Consider the following 19,887-nt stretch of genomic DNA (forward strand, 5'->3'; position numbering starts at 1 on the left):
TCCCCGAAAGAATTACATGGACTTGAGCTTCGGCGTGGCCTTGCGGCCGAAAAGCCTGGACATCAGCGGTTCGCCGCGCACGGCGCCGGGTCCCGCGCGCACCTCTCCTTCGACGAGCTGTTTCGCGTAACCCTGCAGCGCACGCGTGACCGCCGCGCCGCGTGCGAGCCGCGACACCGGATGGCCCTGGTTGATCGCTTCGAGCACGGTGTCGGCGTCGTCGGGAATCGTGCAAGCGGCCTTCAGGCCGAGCACTTCCTCGAGCGCGGTGCGGGTCCGGTCGCTCGTGCGCGTCGCACGGTTCAGGATGAGCCGCATCTGGTCGGTCGAGTAGCCGAGCGACACGAGAATCTCCAGCAGCCGGCGGCCGGCGCGCACGTGCGGCATCGTGGGCTGCATCACGAGCTCGATCTGGTCGCTGCGATCCAGCGCAACCATCGACAGCCGATTGACGCCGACGCCGACGTCGAAGATCACGAAGTCGTAGCGCGGCGCGGCAACGCCCAGGATCCATTCGAGCGCGTCGTCGCGCATCTCGGCGGCCTTGACCGGGTCGCCGGCGCCCGCGAGCACGTGGAAGTTCTCCGTCACGTGCGCGACGCTCGCATCGAGGAACGCGCTGTCGAGCCGCTCGATCTGCGCGCACAGCTGCGGCAGCGTCGACGGCGGCGTTTCGTCGCTGACGAGGAAGGCCGCGTCGGCGAACTGCTGGTTCAGGTCGATCAGCAGCACGCGGCGCTTGAAGCCCTCCGCGATCTCGAACGCGACATTGCTGGCCGCGAAGCTCGTGCCGGACCCGCCCTTGCACGACATGAACGACATGATCCGCGTATCGTCGGTGTCGCGCCGCGTGCTTTGCGCGGCCGCGCGTTCGAGCGCATTGCCGAGCGCCTGCGTGTCGAGCGGCCACTGCAGCACGTCGCGTGCGCCCGCGCGCATCGCGTCGAGCAGCACCTGCGGCGACGTGTCCGCCGCCATCAGGATGCAGGTCAGCCCGGCGTGAGTGCGGCAGATCCGCTCGATTGCCGCCAGCTCGGAGGCGTCGAGCGACGCGCCGTCGACCAGCAGGATGTCGAACGCGTCGAGCCCGTCGGTGCGATGTTCGATCTGCGACGGGCGGCCGTTCGCGCGCGTGGCGCGATAGCGTCCGCAGTCGGCCACGAGGCGCGCGATCTGCGAGAGGCGCGCGGTGTCGTCGGAAGCTACGAGAATGTTGATCATGTCGTGTGCCTCGCCTGTTCGATCAATTGCGGTTGGCGCCGCCGGTCGCGAAGGTCAGGCTTTCGCGCGGCAGTGTGGTCGTGAACGGCGGCATCGTCGCCGCCGGTGCAAGACCGGCGACGATCGCGACGGCGCCGCGCTGGCAATGCCGGCTGCGATGCATGACCTGCGGATAGCGCGCTGCGCCGTTCATGGCGTTCTCCCTGAGCGTGCCGTCGTTACTGGGTGGCCTTGCCGACCCCGATCACGAACGCATTGGCGGGCGGATCGACCTGCTTGAACGACTTGTCGTAGTTGTCGAGCGCCGAAGCAGCCGCACTGCCGTCGACCAGCGTCGTCGCGGCCGCGTGTTCGGCGGCATGCGGATCGATGATCTGGGCCTTCATCACGGTGCGGACCGAATCGCCGAAGCGGGTGTCCCACACCGGGGTGGACGACATGCAGCCGGCAAGCGCGAAGGCAAGCGGTGCGGCGAGCGCCGCGCGGCGCACGAATACGAGGTAGGCGGATTTCATGAGGGTCCCCTTGGGATGGCATCAACGATCGGTGGACTCGGAATCGGCACGTGCGATCTGCGCGTGGGCAGCCGCCGGAATCCGGTGCTTCGGTCGCGCCGGCGCAGCCGGCTGGGCCGGCGCGTCGGGGCCGGCCGCCGCAAGGCGCGCGGCGGCGGCTTCGACGTGCGCGATGCGGGCCGCGTCGGATTGCGGCACGGTGGCCGCCACCGGCGCGGGCGCCTTCTGCGGCTCGGCCGGTACCGGCGGCTGCGTGTCCGCGCCTTGCGGCGCGCGCGGGACGGGCAGCGCGGCGGCCGGGCCGGCCGGCGCGTCCGATTGCGGCGCCGATGCGGGTGCTTGCGCCGGCGCCTGCGGGGCAGCTGCCGCGCCGTTCGACGGTTGCGCAACCGGCTTGCGAACCCCGCCACGGCCTTCCATGTTGCCCGTCGCATACACGTCGGCTTCGTTCGGCTTCGAGAAGCTGTCGGTCGGCAACGGCACGTCGGCGGTCTGCAGCGGCTTCACGAGGTGCGGCGTGATCAGGAAGATCAGCTCGGTGCGGTCCTGCTGGAACGACGTGCTGCGGAACAGCGCGCCGAGCACCGGCACTTCGCCCACGCCCGGGATCGCCTTCAGCGCGCCGCTCACGTTGTCCTTGATCAGCCCGCCGATCGCGAACGATTCGCCGTCGCTCATCTGGACCGTCGTCGACGCGCGCCGCGTCGTGATCAGCGGGAGGATCGACGTGCCGCCGATGTTGGACGCGCTCAGCGTGACGCCCGTTTGCGACAGCTCCGACACTTCCGGCGCGACCTTCAGGCTGATCCGGCCGTTCGCCAGCACGGTCGGCGTGAACTTCAGCGCGACGCCGTATTCCTCTTCCTGCAGCGTGATCGACGACGTGCCGCTGCCGCTGCTCTGCGGAACCGGGATGAAGATCTTGCCGCCGGCGAGGAACGTCGCTTCCTGGCCGCTGATCGTCACGAGATTCGGCTCCGCGAGGATCTTGACCAGGTTGTCGGTGTTCTGCGCGTCGGCCGAGATGTTGAACGGCTTGTTGTTCGCCTTGCTGAACGCGACTCCGCTTGCGACGCCCGCGAGCAGGTTGCTGACCAGCGCGCCGCTCCACGAACCGAACCCGCCCTGGATGTTGAGCGCGCTGCCCATCTGGTTCATCAGCGTCTTCGAGACCTCGGCCACCTTCACCTCGAGCATCACCTGCTGCGGCGACGTGACGGCCAGCATGTTCAGCACGCCGCCGCCCGGCTTGGCGCTCCCCGCGGCCGGATCGCCGCCGCCGCTGCTGTCGCCGTAGGCGCGCGCGATCTGCACGGCCTGCTGCGCGGCCTGCGAGCTCGACACGGTGCCCGACAGCACGATCGTGCCGGCCGCGGTCGTCACGCGGATATCGCGCTCGTTCGGCATCAGCTCCAGCAGCGACGCCTGCAGGCCGCCGGCGTCCGCGCCGACCGCCACGTCGATCACGCGGCATGCACCGCTTCTGCCCTGCACGATCATGTTCGTCGTGCCGACCGACAGCCCGAGGATGTACAGCGTCTGCGGCGACACCATCGTGGCCTGTGCGACGGCCGGATTGCCGATCGTCCGGTTGCGGACCGGCTCCGGCATCGGCACCAGCAGCGACTTGCCGAGCGGCACGCTGACGCTGGTCGAATCACGCACCGCACCGACGCAGTTCGGCCCGCGCAGCGGTCCCGCCGACGCGGCGGGCGCGGCGGCCGCGACCGGCGCCATGCTGATCGTCATCTGCAGCGGCCCCTTGCCGATGGTGGCCGGCGCGCCGGCGCCGCCCTTCGTCAGCGCGCCCGCCTCCACGCCTTCCTGGGCCAGTGCGCCATAGACGGTCAGCCATCCGGAACAGAGGATCGCGGCCATCATCGTGCCCCGAGCGACGCGTGTACGCAGCGGCCCGGTACCTGTGCATTGCGGTTTGAGCTTCATTTCGTCTGATCCCCCGAGAGTCCGGCGCTGCGCCGGTTATCGACTTCCAAGGCCGCCGTGTCTCACGGACGGCCGATCTGTTTGTCTGGATGGGTGCGTCTGCGTCAGAAGCATTCGACGCTGCCCCTCACGCCCGTCAGCACGCCGACGCAGTCGCGCCGTCCTTCCGGCGCCGCGTGCGATGCGACGTGCACGCGTACCGTCCGCACATGGGCCGGCGCGGGCGGCGCTTCGGGTGCGGGCTCCTTGCCGAGCAACGTCAGCTTGGTCGCACCGTCGGTGTTCAGCGTCTTCTTGTCGACCTGGTTGCGCAGCACGAGCGAGAGCGTGCCGACACTGCGCGCGAGGTCGAGCCGTTCGGCCTGGTCGGGCGTGACTTCCAGCGTGACCGCGTTGACGACCTTCGGCGCCGTGTCATCGCGGCTCACTTGCTGCGCGACGGCGAGCACGAGGATGTGCTCGAGCACGATCTTCGAGATGCTCTGCCCGTCGGTCTTGCCCTGCTGTTCCTGCGTGTTGACGATCACGTCGACGTAGTTGCCGGGCAGCGCGAAGCCCGCGACGCCGACCACGTCGTTCACGCGCACGGTGATCGCGCGGCTGCCGTCCGAGATCACCGCGGACAGCCCGCCCTTCGTGCCGACCGGCGCGAGCTTCGATTCGATCACCGGCTCGTCTCGCGACAGGCTGGTGCGGACCACGCGCCCTTCGAGCGCCTTGGTATCGGCGAACGCACCGGCCGGCACGCTGTCCGACGGCCAGTTCACCATGCGGATCTGGTTCGGCCCGAGCGGTTCGCCCAGGTTCAGGTCGGTGGCCGCCACCGCAACCGGCGTGACCGAGCTCGTGGATGTCTGCATCAGCCAGTGGGACGCGAACACTACCGCGGCAAGACCCGCGACCATCGCGACAACCAGCATCAGGACTGCTCGACTGTTCTTCATGGCAATGCTCCTCGACGAATCTTGAAAGAAACGGCTCAACCGGTGACGTAGGTGCGCCCGCCGCGCTCGACGGGCGGCGGATGGCAGCCGTCCTGTTCAGGCGCCGCGCCGAAATAGCTCGCCCATGCGTCATACAGCGCGTCGTGCGTCACTTCGGGCGGATCGCCGCGGTAACGCGCGCCGGCGGCGACGAGACGCAGCAGGTCCGCCGGGAAACAGGCGAGAAACGCCTTGCCGGTCGGCAGATGCAGCCGATGCAGCAGGTAGTCGAATGCATCGCCGGCCGCGACGAGGCCCAGCGACGCGCAGGCCGCGTCGAACACCGCGCGGTAGTGGTCGATCGACAGCGCCCCGATGTGCAGCTTCGAGCCGAGGCGGCGCAGGAACGCGTCGTCGCCCAGTTGCTCCGGCGACAGGTTGCTCGAGAACACCGGCCAGACGTCGAACGGCAGCACGAAGCGGTTGCCGGATTCGAGCGTCATGAAATCGACGCCGCAATCGAGCGGGCGCAGCCACCGATTGAGCAGGTCGCGCGGCTCGACGCGCTGGCGGCCGAGATCGTCGACGACGTACATGCCCATGTTCGCCTTCATGTGCGGCGGCGCCTGGTAGAAGCCGGCGGCCTCGTCGCGGCGCAGGTCGAGCTCGTCGAGCGTCAGTTCGCCGCCGGAGATCACGACCGGCCGCTCGCACAGGCGCCAGCGGCGATCGACCGACTGGCCGCCGGGTTGCGATGCCGCGTCGACATGCACGAGCGGGTCGTAGACCTGGATCACTTCGCCGGCCGCGCAGATCGCGTGCGGCACCGGCACGTAGCCGTGCATCAGCGAACCGAGCCGCTCGGCGAGGAAGGTCTTGCCGCTGCCGGCCGGGCCGTAGATCAGCAGCGGGCGGCCCGCGTTCAGCGCCGCGGCCGCGGCGTCGATCACCGACGTGTCGATCACGATGCCGTCGAAGGCGGCCCACACGTCGTCCTGGCCGACGTGCAGCTTGCGCACCGAATGCGCGGCCACGCAAGCGAGATACGCGTCGAGCGGCACCGGCGCGGGCCCGCTGTAGCCGCTGCGCGCCCGTTCCTCGAGCGCACTGACACGGCCCGCGTCGGTCAGGCGAAACGTCACGTCGAGATCGGTCGCGCCGCGATGCGTGAGCTCGACGAGATGCTCGCGCACGAGGAACGCGAAGACGTCATCGAGTACCGCGAGCGGCAGGCGGTGCCGCTCGACCAGGTCGCCGTACGACGGGCGGCCGAGCATCAGCGTCGACTTCAGCACGAGCCCGGCAACGAACGTCTTGCTCAGTCCCGTTTCGTCGAGCGAGCGCGGCGCAGCCGGCAGTTGCGCGCCCAGCTTCGTAGGCGCCTCCCGCGACGGCAACGGATCGGGCAGATGGGCCACCTGCGCGTCGCGTCTCGGTTCGGTATGACTCGTGTTCATGGTCGTTCCATCCTCGTTGCGGGCGCGGCGCGCTATGCGTACGACGCAAACAGCATGACCAGCGTGCCGACCGCGATCGCGACGCCATACGGCAGCGAGCCGACCGACGTGATTGCCGCGGGGCCGTCGGCGGCCTCCGCACGCGTGCCTCGCGCGTGCCGCGCGAGCAGCGCGCGGACATTCGCCCACATCTGGCGCATCCGCCCGCGCAACAGCACGGCCGCGAGTGCACCGATCCCGCCGGCCACGAAGGTGGCCAGCACGATGTAAACCGTCATTTCCGCGCCGACCCACGCGCCGATCGCGAGCATCAGCTTCACGTCGCCGGCGGCCATCCCGCGCAACAGGTAGAACGGCAGCAGCAGTGCGAAACCGGTCGCCGCGCCGGCGAGCCAGCCGAGCGCGCCTGCCAGGACGCCGTGCAGCAGGCACTGGGCGACCAGCGCACCGGCGAGGCCGAACGCGACGAGGCGATTCGGAATGCGGCGGGCCGCGATGTCCGTGCCGGCCGCGGCGACCGCGAGCAGCGTCACGCACAACGGAATCGGGTAAGGCGGCGCAACGGGTAACATGGCGAACCTCGCGGAGCGAATCGAAGGATCAGGAAACCATCGCCAGCGCGGTGGCCGCGGCGGCCAGGACGGCCGTTGCGATCACCGCGTACGTATCGGCAAGCGAGCCTTTCAGCGTGACTGCTGTGCCCAGCACCGCGACGGCCAACGTCGCAGCGAGGAACGCATACTCGATCGACGCCATGCCCTGCTCGTCGCCGATCCCGAGGCTTGCAATACGCACCCTGGTTTGCATGATGGTCTCCGGTACCGGGTGATCAGATGCGTGGGAGCGGCTCGAACGCTGCACCGGCCGGGCCGTCCGCACGCTCTGCTTTTCAACGGCCTCAAACGGCCGCGGTCAGGTCGGCAGCGATCGTGGTGAACACGGTCTTGAGTTGCGTGCCGACCGCGGTGACTGCCACGATGATGCCGACTGCGATCAGTGCCGCGATCAGGCCGTATTCGATGGCGGTCACGCCGTCTTCATCGCGAACGAAACGGGCGGCTTGTTGAATGAACTTGGTCATGATGATCTCCTTGCGTGGTGACTTTCAAAGCCCTCGCGTGCCGGCTGGTCGGATGACCTTGCATCGATACGTCGAGAGTGGGTGTTGATGCCGTGTGGTGTCGACGAGCGATTCGGATGCGCCGTTCGTCGTACCGTCCATCAAAGTGCTGTTACCGCCGCGTCCAGACTTGAAGTGATCGTGCTGAACACGGTCGACAGGTCCGTACCGATCGCCGTCAACGCAACGACGGTGCCGACCGCGATCAGTGCCGCGATCAGGCCGTATTCGATGGCCGTCACGGCGTCCTGATCCTCAGCGAACCAGGCGATCTTTTCGATGACTCTTCGCATAAAATAATCTCCTTTCGGACTGCTACGAATTACCCTTCGTCCTTCAGGACGTCGGGACGGGCACCACCGGCACTACTCGAAAAATCGGAACGCGCCGCTCAGCTGCGGGAACGGGGAGGCACACCCCTGTCCGTGCGAACGGGTATCAGCGAGGCTGAGCGCGAGAGAGGCGTGTACGGTGCGACCGGCCGGATGAACCGGACGATCCGATCGACCTGAACGGCACGACTGCCGTTCGACGCATGGAATCCAGTTGAACGGGAGAGCAACTCCCCGCAAAGCTGCAATGTGTCTTTAACGCGGTTTGCGAGCCGCGATGTGCTGTGGTCTTTCATTTTTATTCCCCGTCTTTGGCCATGCCAATTTCTTATTGCCCTGACGATACCGGGCCTCATGGGTCACTCGACGAAAACTCGTGCGGTTGACCGACCTGGAGCTGCGTATTCCCCGACGCGCTCCGGCCTGCCTTTCCGCAAGTGATTCCGAAGCGGGTTCCGTCTGCTTCTTGCCGGGACCGCCTGGTCGTCACCTCGTCGACTGCCGTGCCAACGCTTACGCAAAGAGCAGGCCACCCGGAGCGAAATCGAGGCGCATCAAGGGTTCCGGCGATGCCAGCGTTCCCCGGCCCGGGGCCCGATACGCGAAATGTTTCAAATTTGACATAGGTTTTCCCGCAAGCGTCGTAAGCCGGAATGCCCGCCGCCGCGCTGCGCAAAGGGTCAAAAATTTTTACTCGGGACTTTCCCGAACGCGCGAAGCGGCCTGCGTGTCATGCCGCCGGCAGGATGCGGAGCCGGTCAAAATGGCCGAATGTTTCAAAGCAGAAACATGAAATGCCGCCGCATCGATTTCTCAACCCTGAAAACGCGGTTTTCACGTGCGTCATCAGTCAATCCAGATACCGGCTTTCAGTGAGCGGTTTGCATCTCGCGGTTTTTTCTTCAACAATGAATTCACCGGACAGCGCCATTTGAGCGCGATTCGATCCGCGGGCACGACAACACAAACGGCTGCGACACGCCAGGCAGCCTCTACACATATACGGGGAATCATGTACACAGCCGATCGTGGGACGCGCGTTCGCGCCATACGCCGTGCGCAATGGCTGACAGCCGACCGGATCATTCCGTACAGCTGCATCATGCTGATGCTCTTCGTCGCGTTGGCGGTCGTGTGGGGTGTCGTGTCCGATGGCTTTACCTCGAGCGACACGGTCCGCCCGGGTATCGACTTCTCGGTGTTCTGGACCGCATCGCATCTCGTGTTGCAAGGCCATGCCGCATCGGCCTACGACGCCTCGTCATTCCTGCAGGCCGAATCCGCGCACTTCGGTGCGTATCTGCAGCATCGGCCGCTTCCCTGGCTCTATCCGCCGACGATGTTGCTGTTCATCGCGCCGGTTGCCCTTGTGCCTTTCCTGCCCGCTTACGTTCTCTTTTCGGCGGGCAGTCTTTTATGCTACGCGTTCGCCATCTCGCGGTTGTCGGGATTGCGCGCGCATCTTCCCGTGCCGCGCGCCGCGGCGCTCGTCGTGATCGCGTATTCGGCGGTGTGCCTGTCCGCACTGTTCGGCCAGAACAGCATCCTGACCGCCGGCCTCGCCGCACTCGCGCTGCATCTGCTCGGCAAGCGCCCGGTCGCGGCCGGCGTGCTGATCGGGCTGCTCGCGATCAAGCCGCAACTGGCCGTCGTGTTCCCGTTCGCGCTGATCGCGGCGCGTGCGTGGCGCGCGTTCGGCGCCGCGGCAATCAGCGCGATGCTGTTCGCGGCGGCCGGGATCGCACTGACCGGGGTCGGCGCGCTGCATGGGCTCGGCGAGGCCGTGTCGACGGTGCGCGACCAGCATTTCATGCTGCCGTCGTACTGGCTCGCATCGCCGACGCCGTTCGCCGCGCTGCGGCTCGCAGGCTTGTCGGTGCCGGTCGCGCTGGCCGCGCAGGCGGCCATCGCACTGCTCGCCATCGCGGCGACCGTCGACGTGTGGCGCCGCACGCCCGACATGCGCTTGCGCGGCGCCGCACTCTCCGTCGCTACCTTGCTGACCACGCCCTATCTGTGGCACTACGAACTGACCTGGCTCGGGATCGCGATCTTCTGCCTGATCGCCCTTGGCTTAGAGGAAGGCTGGCGGCCCGGCGACCAGGCGGTGATCGTGCTCGCCTGGCTGCTGCCGATCTTCGAGATGCTGAACCGGTTGATGAAGCTGCCGCAGATCGGTCCGGTCGTCCTGCTTGCCGTGCTGTTCGTCGTCGTTCGCCGCACGGTGCGGCACTCGCCCCGGAATTCGCGATGAAGACGCCCCTTTCCGGTCGCCACGCCCATCCTGCGACGGATGTCCATCCGGAACTCCCGATCGCGGGCCCGCGCCGTTACCCTCACTGGCTCAATCGCGAGCGCGTGCGCGTCTATGCCGGCGGGGCGTTGCTGGCCGAACTGCTGTGCGTCGGCATCTACCTTGCCCGGCTGTACTTGCAGCCTGGCGCTTCGCTGGTCCCGCTGTCGCAGGATTTCTCCGCGATCTGGAGCGCGGCGTGGCTCGCCGCGCACGGGCGTGCCGCCGACGTCTGGCATTTCAACGCGCTGTTTGCGATCCAGCAGCTTGCCGTGCCGGGAATCAATCTCGAGGACGGCATACTCCTGTGGCTCTATCCGCCCAGCATGCTGTTGCTGGTCATGCCGCTCGGCTGGCTTCCGTACACGCTGGCGGTCGTGCTATGGCTCGGCGTCACGTACGCGCTGTTCGCCGTCGTCGTGCATTCGACCGTGCAGCGCGGCACCGCGTGGCTGTGCGCGCTGGCCTTCCCTGCCGCATTCGTGACCATCGTCGTCGGGCAAACCAGCCTGTTTACCGCCACGCTCGGCGGCCTCGGCCTGCTGCTCCTGAATCGTCGCCCCGTGCGGGCCGGAATCTGCTTCGGCATGTTGATGATGAAGCCGCAGATGGCCATCCTGTTCCCGCTCGCGCTGCTGTGTGCCGGCCAGTGGCGTGCGCTGGCCGCGTGGGCCGCGACGATCGCCGCGTGTGTCGCGCTCGCCGCGCTCGCGTTCGGCACCGACTCGTGGATCGCATTCGCACACGGGATGCACGATGTCTACCAGGTCGTCGGCGCCGGCCATGCGAAGCTCACGCGGATGCCTACGGTGTTCGCGCTGGCCGCGCTGGCGGGCTGGCCCGCCTACGTCGCCGGCGGCCTGCAACTGCTGTCCGCGGCGCTCGGGGCGCTCGCCGTCGTCTATGCATGGCGCGGCGCATGCTCGTACGCGCTGCGCGCCGCGACCCTCGCGTGCGCCTGCCTGCTCGTCAGCCCCTATCTGTACGACTACGACCTGACCTGGTACGGCATCGTGATCGCGTGGTACGCACGCTACGCGTGGACGCACGGCTGGCGGCGTTTCGATCGCGAATGGCTGATGCTGCTGTGGCTGACGCCGCTCGCGGGCCTCGTGGTCGTGCCGCATCTGTCGTTCCAGTTCATGCCGCTCGTCACGCTGGCGTCGCTCGGGCTGCTCGTCAGCCGGATCGGCCGGGAACGACGCGACGTGCCGTCGATGCCGGACGCACGCGATCACTCGACAGAAACCGCGTTCACCCATCAGGCCAGAACGCACCACCGCCCGGCGTACGGATTGCGCCGCACCGGCCGACCCACCATCGGCATGCATCGGTGAAACGGACATCACAAGGGGAATCATCATGCGGGAATCGCTCTATACGCCGCTCGTATCGCTGGTCGTGCCGTTCTATAACGAAGGCGAGGCCGTCGAGCACTTCTTCGACGTCGTGATTCCGCTGATGACGTCCATCGACGCGATCCGTTTCGAAATCGTCTGCGTGAACGACGGCAGCCGCGACGACACACTCGAACGGCTGATCCGGATCAGCACCGGCGAGCGGCGCGTGCGCGTGATCGATCTCACCCGCAACTTCGGCAAGGAAGCCGCGCTCACGGCCGGCCTCGACGAAGCGCTCGGCGATGCCGTGATTCCGCTCGACGCCGACCTGCAGGATCCGCCCAGCCTGATTCCGGTGATGATCGAGCACTGGCGCGACGGCGCGGAAGTCGTCGCCGCGAAGCGCAGCAACCGTGCGTGCGATTCGTTCGCGAAACGCACGGCGGCCGCGATCTACTATCGCGTGCACAACCTGCTGTCGGACGTGAAACTGCCGGAGAACGTCGGCGATTTCCGGCTGATGGACCGCAAGGTCGTGAACGCGCTGCGGAACCTGCCCGAGCGGCATCGCTTCATGAAGGGGCTGTTCGCGTGGGTCGGCTACCAGACCGTGATCGTCGAATACCAGCGCGACGCACGCAGCGCCGGGCACTCGAAGTTCTCCGGCTGGAAGCTGTGGAATTTCGCGCTGGAAGGCATCACCAGCTTCAGTACCGTGCCGCTGCGCAGCTGGACCTACATCGGCGTCGGCATCGCCGCGCTCTCGTTCCTGTACGGCTTGTTCATCATCGTCCGCACGTTGCTGTTCGGCAATGCGGTGCTCGGCTACGCGTCGCTGATCTCGGTCACGCTGTTCATCGGCGGGATCGAGCTCATCGGGATCGGTGTCGTCGGCGAATACATCGGGCGGATCTACGACGAGTCGAAGCAACGGCCCGTCTACCTGATCCGCCGCCGCTACCAGGCGCACAGCAAGGTGATCGACCTCCGGGTCGCGCGCGATGCGCGCCGCCAGACCGCACGCCGGCGCGTGCAGCCGGCCCGTGCGCGGATCGGCGCACGCTGACGGGCGCCGGCGGCCATGATCGGCCTGCTCCATGGCGAGCGCACGCGGCTCGTGCGCTTCGGCGTGTCCGGGCTCGGCTCGACCGCGATCCACACGCTGGTCGCGGCGGCGCTGTTCGCGCGGCTCGATGCGACGCTGGTGACGGCGAACGCGATCGCCTTCCTCTGCGCGACGGCGTTCTCGTATCTCGCGAATACGCTGTGGAGCTTCTCGTCGACGATGTGCACGCGCAACGCGGTGCGCTTTCTCGCGGTCACGCTGGCCGGCTTCGTCGAAACGATGCTGCTCGCGCGGGCTGCCGAAGCGCTCGACGTATCCCGCGGGATGAGCATCGTCGCGATCGCGCTGCTGGTTCCGCCGACCACGTTCGTGCTGCACCGGTGCTGGACCTACCGGCAAGTCGCTCCCCTCCCCAGCCGCTCCCGAAATTAATCGGCCACTCAATTAACAGGTTCAATGTCGCCGCATTTAAGTAACACATCGAATCGATTGAATTAAATTTTAAAATTACCGTCTGAAATAATATTAAATACCCTGTTTACTTTTACAGCTTCCAGAATTAACCGAACGGGATAACCTGCATTCGCCATCTCGACTGCACATGGCTTGATCGGAACAAAGCCTTGCAGGACAAGGCGATGGCGGCCGCACGAAGCCATTCTCGCAACAATAAGTCCCATTCATTCAAACGGGAGCTTCTATGTCACGCGTTACCGATGTGCTCGTCTCTTTCGATACCGAAACCATTCTCAAAAAATATCCGAATCCCAGCAAGAATCCGAATAGCCCGACGCTGATCGACTGGAAGCACGTGTACATGGTCACCAACCAGGACAACGTGGTTTCGGGTCAGGCGGGCGGCGAACTCGACCTGAAGGCGCAAGTCGGCGACCTGATCCGCTGGCGCGAAACGAGCCTGTCGCTCGGCTTCGAGAACCAGGTGGTGTTCTACAAGTTCATCGGCAACGTCGGCAACGAGCTGATCTCGACGCCCACGCCGCGGGTCGCGGAAGCGTCGATTCCGGTGCCGAACACCAGCAAGCCGGAGGTGCCGACCTGCCAGAAGGTCGCGAACTACTACTGGTCGTCGGAATGCCTGAAGGTCGGCCGCGTGACCTATCACTTCCAGTTCCAGATCATCGATCGCAACTGCCAGAGCCAGGGCTGCTTCTCCTGGGATCCGTTCATCTCGATCCATAACTGATCGCGGCAGGCGGGCGGCCGCGCGGCGGCTGCCCGCGTCACCCACTTGTTGCGGAGGAAGCGCTCATGCCTGGTCTTCGTTGCGATGTGCTCGTGATCGTCGACGCCGTCACGCTGCTGTCGGCCTACCCCGAGGCGAGCCGGGACCCCGACGCGCCGACCGCGATCGACGGCCGGCACCTCTACGTGGTGAGCCCGGGCGACACCGCGCAGCTCGGCCACAACGACAGCCGGCTCTTTGCGGGCCTGTCGCCCGGCGACCAGCTGCACCTGCGCGAAACCGCACTGGCATTGCGCGCCGAAGCAAGCGTGCTGTTCGTCCGGTTCGCGCTGAAGGATGCGGGCATCGTCACGCCGATCGAAGCCGAGGTTCGCGATGCGGCCACCCCGATGCCGGTCGCCGACGACCTGCTGCATCCGTCGTGCCAGCCGATGAAGGACCACTACTGGCGCAGCGACGTGCTGGCCGCGGGCGCCACCACGTGTACGGCCGATTTCGCCGTGTTCGACCGCGACGGCACCGTATCCGGTTATTTCCGCTGGGAAACGTCGATCGAAATCGCCGGGGGCCGGACGGACGCGAAATAGCCCGGTTTCAACCCGTCGCCGGATCGTCACGGTAACTTCTCGCGGCTACCGAAACCCGCGTTCAAGGCGATCTTCCACGCGAATGCCGCCGACCGGCACGACCTGGAACGCTTCATCGACGATGCGCCGTACCCAGCAGCGCCCCATTGCCGCCCGGTACGGCGGCCTGTTCATGGGCTGCGTGTTGCCCGTCGGCTGATGCGTCGCACGCGAAGTGGCGGCCACGCACCGTCACACGCTACGTCCCAACAGCTGCCCCGGCCAGCTGTCCACGTCGAAGGTTGAAATTCGCTCATACCCGCAGGACTCGTAGAAGCGCACCAAGGCGCCCGTCCCGCCGCCATAGCAGTCCACCCGCAAGCGCCCCACGCCGGCCGCCCGGGCGCGCTCATCGGCGAAGGCCATCAGGCGCCGGCCGACACCCCGCGCCCGTGCATCGCGCGACGCCACCAGCACGCGCACATAGATCTCCGGCTCGGTCGCCGGCGGCACGTAGGGCATCGACTCGCCGAGGATCAATGCGCCCAGGACGCGGCCTTCCCGATCCTCTGCAACCCACGCGTCGGGCAGCGCACAGGCGTCGGTCACGAGCGCAATCCGCCTGGGTTGCGTCGACCATGGCTCGCGGCCCCATTGCCCGTCGTTACCGATGGAAACGAACCACGCTATCACGTCATCGAAGATCCCCAGCACGGCCGGCGCATCGAGCGCACTGGCGCGACGAATCACCTGTTCGTCCATTGCTGTCTCCTTCACGCTCAACCCTCCTTCGCCGGATTCGACGACCGGCGCGCAACTGGATGTCGTGCCGAGCCGCCCGAGGACGCGCGATCGAAACCCGGCGATCAAGCCCGCTACGGTACTGAAATTCCCCCCGGTTGATCAAGGCGTGACGGCCCGCGAGCCGCAACCTTGCCGGTGGAGCGGCGCGATAAAAGCGGTTCGGCGCCATGCCGAGGGGGCCGAAAAACCCTGCCGCAACGCCCATTCCATCGCGCTCGCCCGATCCGGCTGGCCGACGCGCCGCCTGCGCCGCACCGGATCGCAGCGAATCGATTCCCGCGCGCATGCCCTCCTTCACGACAAAAAAATCTACAATCGACGCGATGCATTGCAGGCATGAAGCGCCAGCCGCCCCCACTCTCGCTCGCCACCATGAACGCACCCGCTGATTCCCCCCCGTCCGCCCCGTCGGTACTCGGCGTCTATCGTCAACTGGCGGACCCGTCCGCCGGACAATGGATCGTCAGCCGCTCCGAGCGTGCGCACCTGTACCGCATCCAGCATCACCGGCCCGACGGCAGCACATCGGTCGATACGGTCGTCGATGCGGACAACCTCGACGCGAAGCTGCACAAGTGGATCCAGGAAGGCTTCGTCCGGCGCGAAGCCGGCGACCGTGCGGCGCCCGCCCATCGCGGCGCGTTCATGCGTGACCTGCGCCGCGCGCACGCCGCGCGCCCGGCCGCAGCCGGCGCTGCAGCGCACGTCGTGCAGGTGGGCGGCGTGCCGATGCCGCGCGGCCCGGGCGGCCCGCTCGTGCCGCCGCTGAACCCGGCCTACCTGTTCACCGCGCGCGCGACGAACGTGCTGGAAGACATCGTCGAGAACCGGCGCATCCTGCTGATCGGCCACACCGGCACGGGCAAGACGAGCCTCATCGAGCAGGCCGCCGCGCTGGCCGGCCATGGCGTGCTGCGCTCGAACATGAACGGGCAGACGACGGTCGGCGACTTCGTCGGGTTCTGGACCGTCAAGGGCGGCGAGACGATCTGGGTCGACGGCGTGCTGCCGACCGCGATGCGTGAAGGCCTGTGGCTCATCGTCGACGAAATCGACTTCGCGGAACCGGCGATCCTCGCGGTGCTGACGGCCGTGCTCGAACCGGCCGGCCGCTTGTTGCTGAAGGAAAAAGGCAACGAGATCGTCGTCCCGCATCCGTCGTTCCGGCTGTTCGCGACGGCCAATGCGGTGGGCGCGATGGGGCAGTTCCGTCATCTGTACCAGGGCGCCAACGTGATGAACGAGGCGTTTCTCGACCGCTGGCGCGTCTACCGCCTCGACTACCTGCCGCCCCCCGACGAGGCGCGCGTGCTGCAGCGCACGTTCGGCGCGGCCATGACCGCGGCGATGGCCGGCACGCTCGCGGCCATCGCGGCCGACTGCCGCGCCGCGTTCGTCCGCGAGGATCTGGCCAGCGCGTTCTCGACGCGGCGCCTGATCGACTGGGCCGAACTGATGCTGCGCACCGGCGACCCCGAATCGGCCGCCGGCCCGACGATCTATGCGAAGGTCAGCACGGAAGACGCCGACCTGATCCGCAGCATCATTCGCCACTACATCGACGTCGAGGCCTGACGCGATGGACCGGGACGACGACGCGCGCTCGCTTCACCTGACCCGGCTGGCCCGCACGCTCGCGCAACGGCACGGCATCGAGGTCCGGTTCGCGCGCGACGGGCACGTTGCGCGGCCAGACCTGCTGGTGCTGCCCGACACGCTGCTCGCCGGCGACGTGGACGAGGACGCGATCACCGGCCTCGTCGACCTCCACGCGGCGCGCGTCCGCTTCGGCGCGATCGACGAGGTTGCCGCGCTGGCGTCGCCCGCGGTGCGGGCCATTGCGCAGGCGATCGACGATCGGCGCGCGGCCGGTCGCCTCGCCTCGATCTATCCCGGCGCGATGACATTCCTGCGGCGGATGCGGGTCGCGACGTCCGCCGACACGCTCCGCCGGTGGCCGCGCATGGCGTGGCGCGACCGGCTGATGTGGCGCATCGAGCGCGCGCTGTGGGACGAACCGCCGTCCCCCATCGAGCGCGTGCCGTCGCTCGACGCGACGATGGCGGCTTCGGACGATCTCGTCGACGAAGCCCGTGCGGCCACATCGACCGCCGACAGCATCCGCGCCGCGCGCCGGATCGTCGAACGCGTGCGCGCGCTGGCGTCGGCCGGCGCGAACAACATGATGTTCACGGCCGATCCGGGTAGCACGATCGACAGCGACAGCATCGCCGCCGAATTCGAATCGGACGGACAGGGCGCGCCGGACGACTCACGTGCGCCGGTTTCGGCCGAATCGAGCGCCGGTGCGATCGCCGACACCGAATCGTCGGCCGACGCGCCGTCGGCGGGCGATGCAACGCCACGCACGATTCCCCTGTCCGCCGACCGCCGGCCGCTGCTGTCGGTCCCGCTGACCACCGCGTTCGACACGGTGACGGACTTCACCGGCAAGGGCGAGCCGGCGCGCTGGCACCGCCTGCGAAGTGCGGCCCGCGCGCAGACCGAGCCGCTCAAGCGGCGACTCGAACGTGCGTTGAAAGTGGACGAGCAGACGCGCTGGAAGCGCGAACAGGAGCGCGGCGAGCTCGACCGGATGTCACTCGCCCACCTCGTCACCGCGCCCGGCTATCGCACGCCGTTCCGCGTCCGGCGTGCGGCGCCCGGACGCGACGCGGCCGTCAGCCTGCTGATCGATTGCAGCGGGTCGATGGCCGGCAAGAAGATCGAGCTCGCCACGCTGTGCGCGGCGGCGCTGTGCGATGCGCTGACGCAGCTCGGCTTCGCGTGCGAAGTGCTCGGCTACAGCTCCGTCGAGGATGCCGCGATGCGCGCGCACTACCAGCGCTGGATCGACGCCGGCCGCGACACGTTCGGCTACAACCGGTTCGTCGAACGGCTCGACCTGCGCGTCTACAAGCGGTTCGACTCCGACAACCCGAGCGGCCTCGCCTGCATCGAATGCGGCCACGAGAATCCCGACGGCGAGGCGTTGAGCTGGGCCGCCGAGCGGCTGCTGGCGAAGCGCGCGCGGCGGCGGATCCTGATGGTGCTGTCGGACGGCTATCCGGCAACCGGCGACGGCAACCCGGCGATCCTGCGCTCCGACCTGCGCGCACGCGTCGATGCGCTGCGCGAGCGGCGCGTCGAACTGATCGGCGTCGGGATACTCGACGATTCGGTCGAGGCGTTCTATCCGGTCAGCAGCGTGGTCGAGCATCTGCACGCGTTGCCGGGCGCGGCGTTCAGTGTGCTTGGCGATACGCTGCTGGATCGGCGCTAGCCTCCGCCACGGCCGCGGTTGCAAACGAACCCGCACTCGCATTGCCGCCGGCCCGCCGGATCGGTATTCGCACGCAGAACGTCGAGCCGCGGCCGGGCTCGCTCGTCACGTCGATGGTGCCGCGATGGCGCTCGACGATGCCGTGCGATACCGACAATCCGAGCCCCGTGCCCTGCCCGACCGGCTTCGTCGTGAAGAACGGATCGAAGATCCGCCGGACGACGTCCGGCGTCATGCCCGTTCCGGTGTCGCTGATCGCGATCGTCACCTGCTCGCCATCGCTCGACGTGCGGATCGTGATCACGCCGCGCTCGGGAATCGCGTGCGCCGCGTTCACCAGCAGGTTCATGAAAACCTGGTTCAACTGCGACGGCAGACATTCGACCTGCGGCACGTCACCGTAATCGCGCACGATGTCGGCCTTGTACTTGAGTTCGTTGTGGACGACGTTGAGCGTGCTTTCCAGGCCCGCGCGGAGATCGACCACGCTCCACTCGTCGCTGGCCGGACGCGAGAAATCGCGCAGGTCCTGCACGATGCGCCGCACGCGCAGCGCGCCGTCGATCGATTCGTCGATCAGGGTCTCGATCTCGCCGCGCACGTAGTCCAGGTCCGCCGCGCGGCCCATCGCCGCCAGCGCGTCGCGCGCGGCCGGGTCGAGCTGCGGCAGCGCGGCTTCATGCGCGGCGATCACGTCGAGCAGACCGTGCACCCACGTCTTCAACGTATTGAGGTTCGCACTGACGAAGCCGATCGGATTGTTGATCTCGTGCGCGACACCGGCCGCGAGCTGACCGATCGACGCGAGCTTTTCCGACTGCAGCAGTTGCTCGTGGGTGTCTTCGAGTTCATGCAACAAGCGCCGCTGCTCGTCCTTCTCCTGTTCGAGCCGTGCCTGCGCGACCTTGCGCTCGTCGATCTCGGTCGCCATGATCTCGCGCGTGTGCTGCAGTACCGTCGTCGTCTGTTCGTAGCGATGCAACGCGCGTTCGAGTTCCGCGGTCCGCACCCGCACGAGCCGCTCGAGCGTATCGGTCATGCCGCGCAGGAAGGTTGTGCGCGCATCGAATCGGCTCAGCAACAGCGTGACGACCAGCGTCCCCATCGTAAACAACGCGACGGTCGTCGCGAGCCACGGCGTGTCGACCCCGTTCGCGGCTCCGCACCGTGCGTCCGGCGCGAAATGGGCGGCCGCCATCGCCGTGTAGTGCATGCCGGTGATGGCAATCCCCATCACGAAGGCCGCGCCGACCCGCTGGGCGGTCGCATGGCGCGCGTGCTGCACGCGCAGCGCCTGCGCGATCCACAATGCGGCGGTCGACGCGATCACCGCAATGCCGATCGAGGCCGCGAACAGCCCGGCATCGTAACGAATGCCGGGCTCCATGCGCATCGCGGCCATCCCCGCGTAATGCATGCCGGCGATCCCGCCGCCCATCAGCGCGCCGCCCGCGAGCAGCCGCCGCCAGCCCAGTCGCGCGCGCGTGACGACGGTCAGCGCGAAGTACGACACGAGCACGGCAATCGCCAGCGACGCCCCCGTATCCGGCAACGCGTAGCCGAGCGGAATCGGCAGCGAGAACGCGAGCATGCCGACGAAGTGCATCGACCAGATGCCGGCACCCATCGCCACCGCGCCTCCGCCCAGCCACGCCCGCTTGAGCTTCGGGTTGTCGAGCAGCGAGATGAAGGCGGCCAGGTCGAGTGTCGTATAGGAGGCCAGCGTCGCGATCGCGAGCGACAGCAGGACCAGCGGGAGGTTGTAGGTGCCGTACATGATCGAGCGCCCGGATCGAGGTGAGTACGTTGCCGCGGCGCC

The 19,887-nt window shown here is 67.5% G+C and carries 20 protein-coding genes; 8 read left to right on the plus strand and 12 right to left on the minus strand.

What is annotated here, in order from left to right; translation table 11 throughout:
• Positions 1 to 12 precede the first annotated feature (12 nt).
• The 10 genes from LGN17_RS19785 to LGN17_RS19830 form a co-directional block, all read right to left on the minus strand.
• Positions 13 to 1,221: an AAA family ATPase gene (locus LGN17_RS19785; RefSeq protein WP_226198268.1), complete on the minus strand. Its 1,209-nt coding sequence runs from the start codon at positions 1,219 to 1,221 to the stop codon at positions 13 to 15.
• Between the two features lie 22 nt (positions 1,222 to 1,243).
• Positions 1,244 to 1,414, minus strand: a complete 171-nt coding sequence (locus LGN17_RS19790; RefSeq protein ID WP_226198269.1) for a hypothetical protein — start codon at positions 1,412 to 1,414, stop codon at positions 1,244 to 1,246.
• Between the two features lie 25 nt (positions 1,415 to 1,439).
• Positions 1,440 to 1,736, minus strand: a complete 297-nt coding sequence (locus tag LGN17_RS19795) for a hypothetical protein (protein ID WP_226198270.1) — start codon at positions 1,734 to 1,736, stop codon at positions 1,440 to 1,442.
• Between the two features lie 21 nt (positions 1,737 to 1,757).
• Positions 1,758 to 3,680 (minus strand): type II and III secretion system protein family protein, encoded by a 1,923-nt coding sequence (locus LGN17_RS19800; RefSeq protein WP_226198271.1) that lies wholly within the window; start codon positions 3,678 to 3,680, stop codon positions 1,758 to 1,760.
• A gap of 104 nt (positions 3,681 to 3,784) precedes the next feature.
• The gene (cpaB, locus tag LGN17_RS19805) at positions 3,785 to 4,624 is read right to left on the minus strand and encodes a Flp pilus assembly protein CpaB (protein ID WP_226198272.1); all 840 of its coding nucleotides are present in this window, start codon (positions 4,622 to 4,624) and stop codon (positions 3,785 to 3,787) included.
• Between the two features lie 35 nt (positions 4,625 to 4,659).
• Positions 4,660 to 6,060 (minus strand): ATP-binding protein, encoded by a 1,401-nt coding sequence (locus LGN17_RS19810; protein WP_226198273.1) that lies wholly within the window; start codon positions 6,058 to 6,060, stop codon positions 4,660 to 4,662.
• A gap of 32 nt (positions 6,061 to 6,092) precedes the next feature.
• Positions 6,093 to 6,632, minus strand: a complete 540-nt coding sequence (locus tag LGN17_RS19815; RefSeq protein WP_226198274.1) for a prepilin peptidase — start codon at positions 6,630 to 6,632, stop codon at positions 6,093 to 6,095.
• Between the two features lie 28 nt (positions 6,633 to 6,660).
• The gene (locus tag LGN17_RS19820) at positions 6,661 to 6,867 is read right to left on the minus strand and encodes a Flp family type IVb pilin (protein WP_226198275.1); all 207 of its coding nucleotides are present in this window, start codon (positions 6,865 to 6,867) and stop codon (positions 6,661 to 6,663) included.
• A 91-nt stretch (positions 6,868 to 6,958) separates the two neighbouring features.
• A complete protein-coding gene (locus LGN17_RS19825) occupies positions 6,959 to 7,141 on the minus strand; it encodes a Flp family type IVb pilin (RefSeq protein ID WP_021156632.1) in 183 nt (60 codons plus the stop codon).
• A gap of 140 nt (positions 7,142 to 7,281) precedes the next feature.
• Positions 7,282 to 7,473 (minus strand): Flp family type IVb pilin, encoded by a 192-nt coding sequence (locus LGN17_RS19830; RefSeq protein ID WP_226198276.1) that lies wholly within the window; start codon positions 7,471 to 7,473, stop codon positions 7,282 to 7,284.
• Between the two features lie 1,051 nt (positions 7,474 to 8,524).
• Between LGN17_RS19830 and LGN17_RS19835 the strand changes: the two genes are divergently transcribed.
• From LGN17_RS19835 to LGN17_RS19860, 6 genes are all read left to right on the plus strand, one after another.
• Positions 8,525 to 9,766 (plus strand): glycosyltransferase family 87 protein, encoded by a 1,242-nt coding sequence (locus tag LGN17_RS19835; RefSeq protein ID WP_226198482.1) that lies wholly within the window; start codon positions 8,525 to 8,527, stop codon positions 9,764 to 9,766.
• On the plus strand, positions 9,763 to 11,142 hold the full coding sequence (locus tag LGN17_RS19840; protein ID WP_226198277.1) for a glycosyltransferase family 87 protein: 1,380 nt from the start codon (positions 9,763 to 9,765) through the stop codon (positions 11,140 to 11,142). The genes LGN17_RS19835 and LGN17_RS19840 overlap by 4 nt, the downstream gene beginning before the upstream one ends.
• Before the next feature lie 25 nt (positions 11,143 to 11,167).
• Positions 11,168 to 12,211, plus strand: a complete 1,044-nt coding sequence (locus tag LGN17_RS19845; protein WP_226198278.1) for a glycosyltransferase family 2 protein — start codon at positions 11,168 to 11,170, stop codon at positions 12,209 to 12,211.
• Positions 12,212 to 12,226: 15 nt separating this feature from the next.
• The gene (locus LGN17_RS19850) at positions 12,227 to 12,643 is read left to right on the plus strand and encodes a GtrA family protein (RefSeq protein WP_175952421.1); all 417 of its coding nucleotides are present in this window, start codon (positions 12,227 to 12,229) and stop codon (positions 12,641 to 12,643) included.
• Between the two features lie 268 nt (positions 12,644 to 12,911).
• Positions 12,912 to 13,415, plus strand: a complete 504-nt coding sequence (locus LGN17_RS19855; protein WP_027792733.1) for an inclusion body family protein — start codon at positions 12,912 to 12,914, stop codon at positions 13,413 to 13,415.
• A 65-nt stretch (positions 13,416 to 13,480) separates the two neighbouring features.
• Positions 13,481 to 14,002: an AidA/PixA family protein gene (locus LGN17_RS19860; protein ID WP_226198279.1), complete on the plus strand. Its 522-nt coding sequence runs from the start codon at positions 13,481 to 13,483 to the stop codon at positions 14,000 to 14,002.
• A 231-nt stretch (positions 14,003 to 14,233) separates the two neighbouring features.
• Here the strand turns inward: LGN17_RS19860 and LGN17_RS19865 are convergent, their stop codons facing one another.
• Positions 14,234 to 14,743: a GNAT family N-acetyltransferase gene (locus LGN17_RS19865; protein WP_226198280.1), complete on the minus strand. Its 510-nt coding sequence runs from the start codon at positions 14,741 to 14,743 to the stop codon at positions 14,234 to 14,236.
• A gap of 414 nt (positions 14,744 to 15,157) precedes the next feature.
• Between LGN17_RS19865 and LGN17_RS19870 the strand changes: the two genes are divergently transcribed.
• Together LGN17_RS19870 and LGN17_RS19875 are read left to right on the plus strand one after the other, a co-directional pair.
• Positions 15,158 to 16,360 carry an AAA family ATPase gene (locus LGN17_RS19870; RefSeq protein WP_226198281.1) on the plus strand — a complete coding sequence of 401 codons (1,203 nt, stop codon included), beginning with the start codon at positions 15,158 to 15,160 and terminating at the stop codon, positions 16,358 to 16,360.
• Between the two features lie 4 nt (positions 16,361 to 16,364).
• The gene (locus LGN17_RS19875; RefSeq protein ID WP_226198282.1) at positions 16,365 to 18,068 is read left to right on the plus strand and encodes a cobaltochelatase CobT-related protein; all 1,704 of its coding nucleotides are present in this window, start codon (positions 16,365 to 16,367) and stop codon (positions 18,066 to 18,068) included.
• Here the strand turns inward: LGN17_RS19875 and LGN17_RS19880 are convergent.
• Positions 18,031 to 19,845 (minus strand): histidine kinase, encoded by a 1,815-nt coding sequence (locus tag LGN17_RS19880; protein ID WP_226198283.1) that lies wholly within the window; start codon positions 19,843 to 19,845, stop codon positions 18,031 to 18,033. The genes LGN17_RS19875 and LGN17_RS19880 overlap by 38 nt on opposite strands.
• Positions 19,846 to 19,887: the final 42 nt, after the last annotated feature.

Origin of the sequence: Burkholderia sp. AU30280, from assembly GCF_020420125.1 — a bacterium.
In the GTDB taxonomy this organism is placed as follows: Bacteria; Pseudomonadota; Gammaproteobacteria; order Burkholderiales; family Burkholderiaceae; genus Burkholderia.